This is a genomic window from Embleya sp. NPDC050154 (assembly GCF_044460165.1).
Taxonomy (GTDB): Bacteria; Actinomycetota; Actinomycetes; order Streptomycetales; family Streptomycetaceae; genus Embleya.
In genome coordinates, this window is sequence record NZ_JBITJP010000007.1 from 162,679 (window position 1) to 176,435 (window position 13,757).

Annotated in this window: 10 protein-coding genes; 5 read left to right on the forward strand and 5 right to left on the reverse strand. The window is 72.6% G+C overall.

The window, feature by feature from the left end; genetic code table 11:
• Positions 1-102: 102 nt before the first annotated feature.
• On the reverse strand, positions 103-648 hold the full coding sequence (locus ACIBSV_RS17240) for a GNAT family N-acetyltransferase (RefSeq protein ID WP_395863728.1): 546 nt from the start codon (positions 646-648) through the stop codon (positions 103-105).
• Between the two features lie 152 nt (positions 649-800).
• On the opposite strand from ACIBSV_RS17240, the gene ACIBSV_RS17245 reads away from it, so the two are divergent.
• The 3 genes from ACIBSV_RS17245 to ACIBSV_RS17255 all read left to right on the forward strand — a co-directional run bounded on the left by ACIBSV_RS17245 (position 801) and on the right by ACIBSV_RS17255 (position 3,036).
• The gene (locus ACIBSV_RS17245; RefSeq protein WP_395863730.1) at positions 801-2,255 is read left to right on the forward strand and encodes a pyridoxal phosphate-dependent decarboxylase family protein; all 1,455 of its coding nucleotides are present in this window, start codon (positions 801-803) and stop codon (positions 2,253-2,255) included.
• A gap of 75 nt (positions 2,256-2,330) precedes the next feature.
• The gene (locus ACIBSV_RS17250) at positions 2,331-2,501 is read left to right on the forward strand and encodes a DUF5670 family protein (RefSeq protein WP_355537031.1); all 171 of its coding nucleotides are present in this window, start codon (positions 2,331-2,333) and stop codon (positions 2,499-2,501) included.
• 256 nt (positions 2,502-2,757) lie between these two features.
• On the forward strand, positions 2,758-3,036 hold the full coding sequence (locus ACIBSV_RS17255; protein WP_395863732.1) for a hypothetical protein: 279 nt from the start codon (positions 2,758-2,760) through the stop codon (positions 3,034-3,036).
• 50 nt (positions 3,037-3,086) lie between these two features.
• Here the strand turns inward: ACIBSV_RS17255 and ACIBSV_RS17260 are convergent, their stop codons facing one another.
• Positions 3,087-4,043, reverse strand: coding sequence for a Ku protein (locus ACIBSV_RS17260; protein ID WP_395863734.1), 957 nt, complete (start codon positions 4,041-4,043; stop codon positions 3,087-3,089).
• Between the two features lie 59 nt (positions 4,044-4,102).
• Between ACIBSV_RS17260 and ligD (ACIBSV_RS17265) the strand changes: the two genes are divergently transcribed.
• Positions 4,103-4,984, forward strand: coding sequence for a non-homologous end-joining DNA ligase (gene ligD / locus ACIBSV_RS17265; RefSeq protein ID WP_395863736.1), 882 nt, complete (start codon positions 4,103-4,105; stop codon positions 4,982-4,984).
• 31 nt (positions 4,985-5,015) lie between these two features.
• Here ligD (ACIBSV_RS17265) and ligD (ACIBSV_RS17270) read toward each other — a convergent pair whose 3' ends face one another.
• The 3 genes from ligD (ACIBSV_RS17270) to ACIBSV_RS17280 all read right to left on the reverse strand — a co-directional run bounded on the left by ligD (ACIBSV_RS17270) (position 5,016) and on the right by ACIBSV_RS17280 (position 12,235).
• Entirely contained in the window at positions 5,016-5,966 is a 951-nt protein-coding gene (gene ligD / locus ACIBSV_RS17270; RefSeq protein WP_395863738.1) for a non-homologous end-joining DNA ligase, read from the reverse strand.
• 118 nt (positions 5,967-6,084) lie between these two features.
• On the reverse strand, positions 6,085-7,275 hold the full coding sequence (locus ACIBSV_RS17275) for a saccharopine dehydrogenase family protein (protein WP_395863740.1): 1,191 nt from the start codon (positions 7,273-7,275) through the stop codon (positions 6,085-6,087).
• 331 nt (positions 7,276-7,606) lie between these two features.
• Positions 7,607-12,235, reverse strand: coding sequence for a hypothetical protein (locus ACIBSV_RS17280; protein WP_395863742.1), 4,629 nt, complete (start codon positions 12,233-12,235; stop codon positions 7,607-7,609).
• A gap of 352 nt (positions 12,236-12,587) precedes the next feature.
• On the opposite strand from ACIBSV_RS17280, the gene ACIBSV_RS17285 reads away from it, so the two are divergent.
• Positions 12,588-13,697: a glutamate--cysteine ligase gene (locus tag ACIBSV_RS17285; RefSeq protein ID WP_395863744.1), complete on the forward strand. Its 1,110-nt coding sequence runs from the start codon at positions 12,588-12,590 to the stop codon at positions 13,695-13,697.
• Positions 13,698-13,757 lie beyond the last annotated feature (60 nt).

The following is a 13,757-nucleotide window of genomic DNA, read 5'->3' on the forward strand; positions in this document are numbered from 1 at the left end:
GCCGAAACTAAACAGAGGCAAGCTTCTCGGCGGGGGATGGCCCGGTCGGGCGCTCAGGTCCGCCAACCACGACCCGAGCGGCCCGCAGGCGACCGACGCCGGTCAGGTGCGATCCAGGAGCAGCGCGGTGAGCAGCGGCGCGTCCGGCCAGGCCGGACGCAGGTCGCCGAGCACGCGATAGCCCCAGCGCAGATACAGCGCGAGGACCCTGGGGTGGGTCGGATCCACCAGCAGGGTCACCCGCTGTTCGGTGCGGGCCGCGAGGAGCGTGTCGTGGATGGTGCGGGCCGCGCCGGAACCGCGCCACGGTTCGCGGACCATCAGCTCGTTGAGCGCGAACGTACGCCGTCCGTCCTCCTCGATGTCCGCCGCCGGCACCGGCTCGGTGAGTCCGGTCCACCAGCGCGCGCCGGCCTGGAGCGTGTACCCGAAGGCGTAGCCGACCGGGATGTCGCGGCTCCACCCCACGACGCACTCGAAGCCGGGCGCCGCGGCGTAACGCGCCAACCGCTCCGCGAAGGTCGGCACCGAGTGGAAGGGTCGGTCCAGATCCGCCGCGTAGACCTCGGCGTAGATGTCGAGCAGCACCCGCCCGATCTCGTCGAGGTCACCGCCCCGGTGATGGGTCCGCGCGATGTCGGTTGCCACGCTTCCTCCAGGTCGAGGTCATCGGCCCCCCGGCACGGGATCCTCCCCACTCCCGCCTCGGCCCACGCGCGGCGGGTCTGATGATCCGTCAACAGCCTTGCGTGACACGGAAATACTCGACGCGGCCGGGCTTCGCGTGGTCCCCTGCAAGGATGGCTGACCCCCTCCACGAACGTGACCTCGCCCGGCCCGCCCTCGACCTGGTGGCCAAGGCCGCCGGGCCCTACCTGGAGGCGCTGCCCGGGCTGCCGGTGCGGATCCCGGCCGCCGACGTGCTCTTCGACCGGCTGGGCGGACCGCTGCCCGAGCGTGGCGACGGCACGTTGGCCAGCATCGAGGAACTGCTCGACGTGGGCACCCGCGCCGCGACGCAGTCCTCGGGTCCCCGGTTCTTCCACTTCGTCGTCGGCGGAGCCACCCCGGCCGCCCAGGCCGGCGACTGGATCACCGGGCTGCTCGACCAGGTGGCCGGACTGTGGGCCGCGTCGCCGCTGGCGACCGAGACCGAGACGGTGGTGCTCGGTTGGCTCAAGGACCTGTTCGGGCTGCCCGACTCGTACGGCGCGGTGCTCACGCCGAGTGCGACGTTCGCCAATCTCACGGCGCTCACCTGCGCGCGGTACTGGTGGGCCGCGCAACACGGCGTGGACGTCACCGCCGACGGGCTGGCCGGACTGCCGACCATGCCGGTGCTCACCAGCGGCTACGTGCATCCCAGCAATCGCAAGGCCCTGCAGATCCTGGGCTGCGGGCGGGACACGCTCCGGGTGTGCGCGCGCGACGACGCGGGTCGGGTGGACATCGACGCGATGGAGCGCGCGCTGATCGAGATCGACGGGCCCGCCGTACTCATCGCCACCGCCGGCGAGGTGGACACCGGTGACTTCGACCCGATCGACGCGCTCGCCGACCTGGCCCGACGCTACGGCGCGTGGCTGCACGTGGACGGCGCGTTCGGCCTGTTCGCCGGCGTCTCGCCGCGGTTGCGGCATCTGGTCAAAGGCGTCGAGCGCGCGCACTCGGTGGCGTCCGACGGGCACAAATGGCTCAACGTGCCGTACGAGAGCGGATTCGTGTTCGTCCGCGACGCCGCGGTGATGGGCAGGGCGTTCGGCGCGTGGAACGCCCCGTATCTGCCCGGCGCCGGCGACACCCACCTCAACTACGGCTCGCTCGGGCCGGAATCCTCACGCCGGGCCCGGTCACTGCCGATCTGGGCCACGCTGCGCGCGTACGGCCGCTCCGGATACCGGGCGATGATCGAGCGGCACAACGACCTCGCGAACCACCTCGGCGCGCTGGTCGAGCAGGCCCCCGACCTGGAGTTGCTGGCCCCGGTGCGGCTGTGCGTCGTGTGCTTTCGCTACCGCCCGACCGGGCCGACCGGGGAGGCCGAACTGGACGAGCTCAACCGCCGACTCGGCGCCGAACTCAACGAGGACGGTCGGGTGTACGCGGGCACCACCGTCTACCGGGGCCGGGTCGCACTGCGCCCGGCGATCGTGAACTGGCGAAGCACCGAGGCGGATGTCGAACTGCTCGCGGACGTGGTCCGGGAGATCGGCGCGCGGGTGGCCGCGGACCTGCGCGCGGAGCCCCCGGCATAGATCTCCGAACAAGTCTGCGATCGCACCGCGTGAAGCGAATCATTCGGGGCAGACGTCGGGCGGAGGTGGTTCAAGATGATTCCGCTGCTTGTCGTGCTTTTGCTCGCTTTGATCCTGTTCGGTGCAGGATTCGCCCTGAAAGCCCTCTGGTGGATAGCCGTGATCGTGCTGGTGCTCTGGGCCCTCGGGTTCGTGTTCCGCAGCGCCGGTGCGGGTGGCCGTCGTGGGCGTTGGTATCGCTGGTAGTCGACACGTCGTCGAACCGCCGGACGCGGGGCCTGTCGAAGCGACGGGCCCCGCGGCCATGTCCGGGATCGGTCGCCGAGGATCGGTGCGAGCGACGCGATCCGGTGTCGAAACGATTCCGCGAGGGGGTCTGGGCGGCGGAACGGGAGGAGTACTTTGGGGAGACCGAGGGCACCTCGTATGCCGTCACCCATGGCGGCGTCGTCTGCGGCGATCCGGACATCCGCGCACCAGACCGACCAGAGGATTCGAACCCATGTACTCACAGCACTCGATCGCGGGACACCGCCGAAGCTCTCGACCGGAGACCACGGTCGAGATGACCTACGGCCTGGCCTGCACGATGTGCGGCCGCGACCTGCGGGCCGCAGCGGACCGACCCGCGCACGACGCGGTGCCGGTCGGGCATGTGGAGGAACGGCAGACCTTCGCCTGCCGCGGCGTGTGCGCGCGGTTCGCGAGCGGTTCGGCGGACGGTATCGCCGAGGAGCCGGTGCCGCTGGACCAGCGGGTGGCGGCCTTCCCGACCGAATGACCGCCGGCGGCCGACCGCCGCCGACCGGCCTCCGGCGACCGGCCCGGTGCTCAGGCGCTGGTGCGCTTGCGCGTGGTCTTCTTCGCCGCGCTCTTCTTCGTGCTCGACTTCGCCGAGGACTCGGCCGAGGACTTGCTCCCCGACGAGTCCTTCGTCGAGGTCTTCGCGGAGGTCTTCGCCGCCGGCTTGCGCGCGGCACTCTTCCGGCCCGACGCGGCCCGGCCGTGGCCCTTGTTCGCCGCCTCGACGCTCGCGGTGAGCGCGGCCATCAGGTCGACCACGTTGTCCGGCGTCTCGGCCCGCTCTTCCTCGGCGGCGGCCGGGGCGGTGCCCTCCAGGCGCGCGACGACCAGCGAGTCGAGCGCCTCCTTGTAGTCGTCGTGCAGCGCCTGGAAGTCGAAGTCCTCGCTCAGCGTGTCCATCAACGACGTGGCCATCTTCAACTCCTGCGGCCGGATGTCGAACCGGCCCTCGGGGGCCAGCCCCTCGGACGTGCGCACCTCGTCCGGCCAGAGCATGGTCTGCAGGATCAGGATGTCGTCGTGCACGCGCAGCAGGGCCAGGCTCTCCCGGGTGCGCAGGGTGATCTTGGTGACCGCGGACTTGCCCGCCTTGTTCAGCGCCTCGCGCAGCAGTACGTACGGCTTGGCGGCGGCGGGGGTCGCGGTCTGGAGGTAGTACGCCTTGGACAACATCAGCGGATCGATCTCGTCCACGTCCACGAACGCGAGCACGTCGATGACCTTCTTGCTGGGCAGCGGCAACTTCGCCATGTCCTGATCGGTGAGCACCGCCTGCCGGCCGTCGGGCGCTTCGTACGCCTTGGCGATCTCCTTGTACGGGACCTCGCGCTCCTCCAACTCGCAGTAGCGCTTGAGGCGGATCCGGCCGCCGTCCTTCTCGTGCACCTGATGCAGGGGCACGTTGTGTTCCTCGGTGGCGGGGAAGAGTTGGACCGGGATGCTCACCAGCCCGAACGTGATCGCACCTTTCCAACTGCTGCGCATCGGCTCTCCACTTTCGCGGATTATGCATCGATATCTGGACACAAGGGGACCTTTACCGTATGCCGGACCGCATCGCCACGACAGTCGACGGACGTTCGCTGACGCTCACCCACCTGGACAAGGTGTGGTGGCCCGAGACCGGATACACCAAGGGCCAGGCACTGGATTACTACGCCAAGATCGCCCCGGTCCTGCTCCCGCACCTGACCGGGCGCCCGGCCACGTTCATCCGCTTTCCGCACGGGGTGGACGGCGGGAGCCGCTTCTACAACAAGCATGTGCCGCCGGGTGCGCCCGACTGGGTGAGCACGATCGAGGTCGTCGGCCGGGACGAGAGCAGGCAGCAGGTCGACGTCGACTCGCTGGCCACCCTGATGTGGGCGGCCAACCTGGCCGCGATCGAGCTGCACGTGCCGCAGTGGGGCGCCGACCCCGACGGCCACGACCGGCTGGTGTTGGACCTGGACCCCGGGCCGGGGGCGGGCATGGCCGAATGCCGCGAAGTCGCGCTGCTGGCCCGCGACCTGCTCGCGGCGGACGGGTTGACCTGCGTGGCCAAGACCTCGGGCAGCAAGGGGCTGCACCTGTACGCGGCCCTGGAGCCGACCCCGGAGGCCGCGGTCGGGGCGTACGCCAAAGCGCTCGCGGTGCGCCTGGAGCGGGATCGGCCCGACCTGGTCGTGCACCGGATGGCCAAGAATCTGCGGGCGGGACACGTGTTCGTGGACTGGAGCCAAAACGCCAGTGCCAAGACCACCGCCGCGCCGTACACCCTGCGCGCGCAGCCCGAGCCGACCGTGTCCACGCCGGTGTCCTGGGCCGAGGTCGAATCGGACGCCGAGCTGGTGTTCGACCCGGCCCAAGTCCTCGAACGGGTGACGCGCGACGGCGACGTCTTCGCGCCACTGCTGGCCGCGAGCACCACCGGCCGACTGCCGTAGGACACGCCCCGTAGGCATCGGCCGGCCCGGATCAGTCCTCGACCAGATCCGGGCGCAGGCGATGCCAGGACGGGTGGCGCAACAGTCCCGCGCGAGTGAGTGTCGCGTACCGGACCTCGCCGATCAGCCGGGGCAGCACCCAGCGCGCGTCGGCCACCTCCGGCTCCGGCGTGAACGGGCACGCGTCGATCGCGGACACCCGCAACAACTCGCCCAGTACGGCCCGGTCCCGGTCACCGAAGCCGGTGCCCACCGCGCCGACGTAACGCAGCACACCACCCTCGCGCACACCGACCAGCAGCGCGCCGGGCAGACCGGTGAGCCGGCCGCGACCGGGCACCCAGCCGCCCACGATCACGTCCAGGGTGTGCACGTGCCGGATCTTCACCCAGTGCCGCGAGCGCTCGCCCGGGGTGTACACCGAGTCCAGCCGCTTGCAGACCAACCCCTCCAGGCCCTCCGCGCGGGTCGCCGTGAGCGCGGTCTCGCCGTGCCCGATCAGCGCCGCCGGCGTCGACCAGTGCGGCCCGTTCAGTTCGAGCCCCTCCAGCACCCGACGCCGCTCCGCGTAGGGACGATCGATCAGTGGTCGGCCGGACAGCAGCAACACGTCGAACAGCAGCAGCCGGGCGGGCACCCGATCGCGCATCCGGGCCGCCTCGGCGGGGTGGTCGGCCAACCCCATCCGGGACTGAAGGCGTTCGAAGTCGCTGTGCCCACGCTCGTCCAGCGCGACCACCTCGCCGTCCAGCACCGCCGACCGGGTGCCCAACGCGGTGCGCAGCGCGCGCAGCTCCGGGTAGGCGCCGGTGATGTCGGCCCCCGAACGCGCCCGCAGCAGCACCGTGCCGTCCCCCGGGAGATAGCCCAGACACCGCTGACCGTCCAGCTTCGTCTCGTACGCCCAACGATCGTCCTCGACGGCCGGCGGCAACGATCCCGAGGTGGCGAGCATGGGCGGATACACCGGCAGATCGGCCATGGGGTGAGCCTGGTCGCGACGGCGGTCGGCTACACACACGGTCCCCCGGACGGCCCAGGGGCGTGTCGGTGCCGCCCGCCGGCGGCACGACCGATCGGCGGCGGGCGGGCGGCGCCGGTCAGGGGCGCTTCTCGTCGCGGAGCACGCGGAAGGAGATGCCGGCGGAGCGCAGCCGGGTGATCAGGGCGTCGCCGAGGGCGGCGGCCGGCGTCGTCTGGCCCGCGGTCTCCGGGAGTCGGTCGTGGGCCAGGGACAGCGCGGACTCGGCCAACATCTTGGCGGTCTCGGTGTAGCCGGGGTCGCCGCCGGCCACCTCGGTGATCAGCCGGCGGTCGCCCGCGTCGGCGACGAACAGCACCCGGAACCAGGACCTGTCGCGGGCGGCGGCGGAGGGGCCGGTGCCGGCCGCGCGGCGGGCGAGCAGGCGTTCGCGGACCGGGCCGATCCGGGCCAGGCCGACCAGGGTGCCCAGGCCGACGGCGCCGGCCAGCGCGACCGGGAGGTGCTTGACGGCCGCGTAGTGCCGGTAGCCGAAGTCGGGGCCGTAGTCGGGCAGCGCGGCGGCGGAGCGGACCACCACGTGCGGGTCGATCGTGGGCAGCGGGATCGCCCACATCCCGGTGGTGCGGTCCAGCCGGGGCGGGCCGGTGCCGATCCGGACCCGGCGGCCGAGCGGCGCGGGCTCGGCGGCGCGGCGGGCCCGGTGCGCGCGGTCGGCCTCGCGGAGTCGGGTGAACGCGTTCATCGCGGAGTGGAAGGTGCCGCCGGAGAAGGTGCCGCTCGCCCGGACGAAGCCGTCCACCCGGATCGGTACGTCCCGGGGCAGCAGGCCCACGGTGTACAGCACGCCCAGGTCGTGCGGGATCGAGTCGAAGCCGCACGCGTGCACGAGTCGCGCCCCGGTCGCGACCGCGGTGGCGTGCTGGTCCAGGTAGACCCGGTCGACGAACTCCGCCTCGCCGCACAGGTCGACGTAGTCGGTGCCGGCCGCCGCACACGCGGCGACGAGCGGGCCGCCGTGCCGGAGGTAGGGCCCGACGGTGGTGGCCACCACGCGGGTCGAGGCGGCGAGTTCGGCCAGGGCGGCGGTGTCGTCGGCGCGCACGCACAGCAGGGGGAGGTCGGCGTGGCGCGGGTCGATCACGGCGAGGCGGTCCCGGAGCGCGCGCAACTTCCGCGCGTCGCGGCCCGCCAGGGCCCAGCGGGTCGTGGGCGGGGCGGCGCGGGCCAGGTAGGCGGCGGTCAGTTCGCCGGTGAACCCGGTCGCGCCGAACAGGACGATGTCGTGGACACGGGTATCCGAGGGCATCTCCCGAGGCTGGCGCACGGGTTCGAGGACACGCAAGCGGGTCCGGCCGATCGGCCTCGCCCGGGGCGGGTCTCGGGGGTTCTCGACGCGGCTTTTCGCCCGCCGTGAGCGCGGACCGGGCCGATCGGGCGATCGGGCGATGGGGCCGTCCGGGCCGACTGATCGGTTCGGGCCCACGTCCCGGCGACGGCGGGGTCGGCTCGGTCCCGCCGTCGCCGCCGAGCGGACCCGAGCCCCGGCTCCGAACCCCGGCCCGGAGCGCCGGTCGGGACGGAGTGGGTGTCCGTCCGGTGCTTCGGGCCGAGACTCGTTCGGGTGCGTCGTCGTCCGGTCAGCGGGTCAGCAGGGCCGTGATCGTCGAGCCGGGGGCCTCCGGGCTCCAGGTGGGATCGCAGCCGGCGAGGGCGGCGAAGGCGCGGGACCACTTGGTCGTGTCGCCGCCCAGGTGGGTCCCGATCAGGGCGGCGATCTCGGTGCGGGCCTCGTCGGCGGCGGCGCGGAGCGCGGGATCGGCCTCGATCCGGATGGCCGCCTCGGCGATCCAGCGCAGCACGGAGGCCGCGCCGCGGGCGCGGTGGACCAGGTCGTGGCCGGTCAGCAGGCCGGTGGTGACCAGGAGGTCCAGGTGGATGTGCCACGCGGTGTCGCCGAGCAGTTCCCGGCCGAAGGCGACCGAGGCACGCGCGTGCTCCGCGTCCAGTGTCGCGGCCGTGCGGGCGATCCGGAAGTGCACGGGCCCGAGTTCGAGCAGCCGTGCGGGCGAGTCCGGTTGGATCACGAGCCGGTTCAGCACGTCCGCCGGGAACGGTTCCCGCTCGTGCTCGGCCACGATCAGATCCCAGTCGCGCAGGTACGGCAGGTCGAGCACCTCGTCCGTCTCGGAGCCCCGCGTGCACCTGCGCAGCTTGGCGACCAGCTTGTCGCCGGCGCGTTCGCGGTCGATCCGCTCGGTGAGCGCCGCGTCGGGATCGGCCGCCGCCAGGGCCTTGGCCACCATCCGGCCGGCGGTCGCGCCGAGCACGCCCTGTTCGACCAGTTCGCCGACACGATTCGCGCCGCCGTACCGCAACAGACCCCGCACGCCCAGGAGTCGGTCCAGCAGCGCGGCCTTCTTGCCCAGTCGGCGCAGCGTGTGCTCGATCACCTCGGGGTCGGCCGCCTCGACCCGCAACCGCAGCGCCGGCAACACCGACGCGGTCGCCTTGTCGTCGGCCAGGAGTCGTTCGCGCAGCTCCGGATCCAGCGGCAGCACAGCCGGCGACCCGACAGCCGAACGCCCCTGCGGCACGCGGGAGAGCACCGCGCGGCGCACCACGACGTTGCCGCGGACCAGCGGTGAGCCGTACAGGTCGGCGTTCAGCACCGGGTCGTCCAGGCGCGTGAGCCGAGCCCGGATCGCGCTGTCGCGACTGTGCGTGGCCAGGATCCGCAGCGCGGTTCGATCCTGGGTGATGAAGGGGTATTCGTCGAGCGCGGGCGCGCGGTGCTCGACGTAGTCCGCGTAGGCCCACAGCGTGGGGTAGGCGTGCTCGCCCAGCCGCGGCAGCAGCACCGCGAGCGCCTCGGCGGACGCGCGCAGGAGCAGGTTGCCGGCCGGCCACCGCCAAGCGCGGCGCACCCGATGGGCGCTCCGACGCACCGTGTCGAACTCGACGGTGATCGGCGACTCGAGCCGCCCCCACTCGAACGTCTCGTCGGGAGCGGACTCCGATTTCTCGTCCAGGACTTCGGGCAACGGGAGATCCCCCGCGGTGTCCATCGCGACGAGCGCGCGCAACCACCGCTCCGGGTCCACGCCCAGTCGCTCGGCGACCAGCGCCTCGATTGCCCGGTTCAGCGGACCGGCCAAGGTCAGCGCGCGCCACTTCCTGGGCAGCGGGGTCAGGGCCTGGGTGGGGAGCACGCCGAGCACGTCGGTGGGGCCGACGATGCCGTGCCGATACGCGCCCTCGGCCAGGAAGTCGCCGCCGCCACGCGTCTCGTCGTAGTACTCGCGGATCCAGCGCAGGTACGAACTCGGCTTGGTCGGGCCCGGCCAGGTGTCCCTGGTCGGGTACTGCTCGGGGCGCTCGGCGGGGTTACCGGCCAGGAGCGCGGTGACGCGGTCCTTCGTCGGCTCCTCCAGGCCCTTGTTCTCGGCCATCGACTTCAGCACCTCGGGCTCGCCGAGGTCGATCAGGTCGTTGGCGACCGACTCGTCGAACACCCGGCGTCCCAGGGCCACCCGCGGTTGCACCGAGTCGCTGCCGAAACACGCCTCGTAGAGCCAACTCGGGTACTCGTAGCCCGGCGCGTCGACCGTCGACACCGAGGCCAGCGCCGCGAGCACGGCCGGATCCTCCGGCACCGGCACCGGGACGGGCACGGGATCCAAACCGGCCGCGACGTCGCGCAGGAAGTGCGCCGCGACCAGCCGGGACCTGCGATCGGGATCGGCGGCCCGGATCGTGCCGCCACGCCTGGTGGTCGATGCCGGCGCGGTGGCGGGCACCGGTGTGCTGTTCGCCGTCTCGGCCGCGTCGCGCCGCGCGGCGGCCAGCGTGGCGGCGTCCGCCCGGGCCAACTCCTCGGCTCCCGGCCGCGGACCGGCGGCCTGACCGGCCACGGTGACCAACTCGGCGAGCGACGCGTTGAAGCCGTCGATCAGACCGACCGCGATGGCCAACGCCTCGGTGTGGCCCGCGAGATGCTCCCGGGTCAGCTCGGCCAGCCGGGCCCGCATCGGGGCCAGCACGGTCGTCGGGTTCACCCGGCGCGCGGCCGTCACCACCGCCTGCGCCGGATGGGCCACGTCGATCAGGCGGGCGGGATCGAGCAGGTCGTACTCCACCGCCTCGTTCACCCAGTTCTCGTTCCCGTCGAACGGCTCGGTGCGCAGCCATTCCTCCGGCAGGGTGTCGTTCGTCCGGCGCGCGTAGTTGCGTTGCGCGTTGATCAGCACCAGGCGCAGCCGCGCGCGGTCCTCGTCGGTGGCGTCCTCGTGGCGGATCAGATCGTCGACGGCCTCGTAGGCGAACGGCTCCTCCCGCTCGGCCGCCATCAACAGCGCGAAGTCGTGCGCGTACGGCTCGTGCACCAGGTCGCGCACGGTGGTGCGACTGGTGCGGGTCTGCAAGCGGTGCGGCAGCGTGGCCGGGTCCTCGTACGGTTCGCCGCTCTCGCGCAGGTCGGTCAGGCCGTCCTCGGCTTTGAGCGCGGCCTCCACCCGCTTGCGGATCTGCGCCGCGGTGCCGGTGCCGCTGCTGTCCAGCAAAGTGCGTACGCCGGCCGGGCCGTGCCGTTCCCAGACCTTGACGTAGGCGTACTGCTGGGCGATCTTGCGGCAGCCGAACCACAGTGCGCGGGCCGCGAGTTCGGGATCACCACTGGCCACCAGCGGCAACAGGGTGCGACGGTCGCCGTGGGCGAGCAGTTCGGCGCGCAGGCCGGGGGCCAACGGCGTGCGGGTGGCGATGGTGCGGCGCAGCGATGGCGTCGAGCGCAGGCTCAGGTAGGCGGCGGCGTCCACGGCCGGGACCTGTTTGGCCACCAGCCGGGCCAGTTCGCGGATGTCCAGGCCGACGTTGCGGGCGATCGCCTCCCACACGCGTGGGTCGGTCGAGGTGATCGCCGCCTCGTGCACATGTCGCGGGAGCGAGCCGCTGGAGAGCAGATCGCGCACCAGCGAGTCGGGCAGGTCGGGCAGCAGGGCGCGCAGGTCGTCGGGGTCGGCCGCGGTGAGCAGGTGCCGGTAGGGCTTGGTCAGCGTCGGCGGCGGGCCGCCGGCCGGCTCCGGCGGCGCGGTCACGGTGCCCGCCTCGATGCCGGCCAACAGGGCGGGCAACGCTTCGCGTCGGCGCGGCAGTACGGCCCGCAGCGTGGTCCAGCGGTCGGCGTGGGCGCCCAGGTGCCGGTGCAACAGGTCGCGCAGCTCGGCGCATTCGGGCAGTTCGACCAGGGTGGCGACGGCGGTTCGGGCCGGGGTCACCTCGTGCACCACTCGGGCCAGGTCGGCGGGTTCGGCCAGGTCGCGGGTGAGCGCGGCGATCCGGGCCAGGGCCGGGTGTTTGGGGGTGCCGATCGCCGCGCGCAACACCGCGAGCGTCGGCCGGGCGACCGGGCCCACCACCGTCGGGTGTGCGGTGTACAGCGCGACGAGCAGGTCGTCGGGGCAGTCCGGGTCGGCGGCCAGCAGCGCGGCGATCGCCTCGGGCAGCGGTTCGCGGCGCTGCTCGTCGCGCACGGCGACCCAGTCGATCTCCCGACGCCATGTCAACGGCGGCAGGCCGGCGCGCAGTTCGGCGATCAGCCCGGCACTGCCCTCGGCCTCGGCCACCGCGTCGGCCAGTTCGGGACGCGCGGTGACCACTTCACCGACCGCCAGGGCGGTCGCGGCCACTTCGGGCCGCACATGGCGCGACGCCTCGGCGAGCAGGTCGGTGCCGCCGTGCCGGCTCAGCGACAGCAGGCCGCGCAGTTCCTCGGCGGCGGTCAGGCCCCCGGCACACGCCCGCAGCGCGTGCGCGACCAGATCCGGTCGATCGGCGACCACCGCGGCGCCCAGTCGGCGCGGCGACTCGCCCTCGGCGGGCAGCGCGAGCAACTCCTCGTGCAGCGCGGTCAGCGGGTGCGGGGTGCCGGCATGCCGGCCGGGCGCGAGCACGATCCGGCGCATCCACGCGCCGGCCTCGGGGTGCGCGTACACGATCCTGTCCACGACCGGGTCCGGCTGCTCCAGCAGCGCGGCCAGATCCACCGCGGTGAGCACCGCCACGTTGTGCGCGAGGGCGCGGCGCACCCACGGGTCGGGGTCCCGCGCGGCGAGCGAACGCAGACTCGGAGCGAGTTTCGGATCGCCCAGCAGCGCGCCGACCACGTCGTCGCCGATCCGATGGCGGACCCGCCCGAGGTCGCCGACAGCCGCTCCCTCGAACAACAATCCGACCAGAACGGCCTTGTTCGTGATCTGTACCCGTGCCACCACTCGCCCCCGCACTCGCCTGTCCCACTTTCGGGTTCCACCCCATCACAACGCGCGGACATCGGGCGCGCCGGCCCCGCCGCGGTGGCGATTGGTTCGGACGCGCATTCGGGTCGACGTGTCGACCTGCGGTGATTACGGGTACAACCGATCGAGTCCTCCCAAGTAGTACGGCCTGTCCGGATCATGGTCGAGCGCGTCGCGGGTCGCGATGTCGCACCTGGTGGGGTCCGGGGTCGTCCCGGGGCCTCAGGGTGCGGGCACGGGTCGTGACGTGCACCGGCTACGGATGGTCATGTCCAGGTGGAGGCCCTGCCCGGCGGGTTCGCCCGCTCGAAAGGACGGTTCGGTGATGACCACTCTGGGTGTCGAGGAGGAGTACCTGCTCGTGGACCCGGTCAGCGGACTGCCGGTACCGGCGGCCGAGCGGGTCCGGGCCGAGGCGAGCCTGCGGCCCGGGATCGACCTCGGCGACGTGCAGCCGGAATTACTGAAGCCGCAGTTGGAGGTGGCGACGCCGGTGTGCTCCTCGCTCGACGAGATAAACGGGCATCTGTCCCGGATGCGCCGCGAGCTGTCGGCCGCGGCCGAGCGGATCGGCTGCCGGATGGTCGCCTGCGGGACCGCGCCCGCCGGTGACGGGAAGCTGATGGAGGTGAGCGAGCATCCGCGCTACCTGGCGATCCGGGCGAACGCCCGGCGATTGGCCGACGTGCAGCTCATCCACGGGATGCACGTGCATGTGGCGGTGCCCGATCGGGAGACCGGCGTGCAAGTGGTCAACCGGATCCGGCCGTGGTTGCCGGTGTTGGTCGCGATGGGCGCCAACTCACCGCTGTGGCAGGGGCTGGACACCGGTTTCGCGAGCTGGCGCACGATCCATTACGCGCGCTGGCCGGTGGAGGGGCAACCGCCGCTGTTCGCCGACCTGGAGGAGTACGAACGGCGGGTGGACGCGCTGCTCGCGGTGGGCGTGATGCTCGACCGGGGTCAGGTGTACTGGCAGGTGCGGCTTTCCGAGCGGTTCCCGACCGTCGAGATCCGATGCCCGGACGTGCAGTTGCGGGCGGACGACGCGGTGATGCTCGCGGGTCTGGTGCGGGCGCTGGTGGTGACCGCGCTGCACCAGCACGACGAGAAGGCGCCGTATGCCGCACCGGAGCCGGAACTGCTGCGGGCCGCGTGTTGGTTGGCGGCTCGGGACGGATTGGAGGGCGATCTGTTCGGGCCGGTGGGACCGGCGGGTACGGCCCGCCGGATCCAGGCGGGGGACCTGGTCTGCGAGCTGCTCGAGCACGTGACCCCGGTGCTGGACGAATTCGGGGACACCGCCCAGGTGTTCTCGCTCGTGGACCGACTGATCCTGCAGGGTACGGGGGCCGATCGGCAGCGTGAGGCATTCGTGGCCGGGGGTCTGCCGGGCGTGCTGGATCTGCTGATCTCGGACACCACGGGGACCTGACGGGGTGGGCCGGGTCCGGCCGTCATCGGTCGTGCTCGGTCTTCTCGGCTTGTTCGTTGT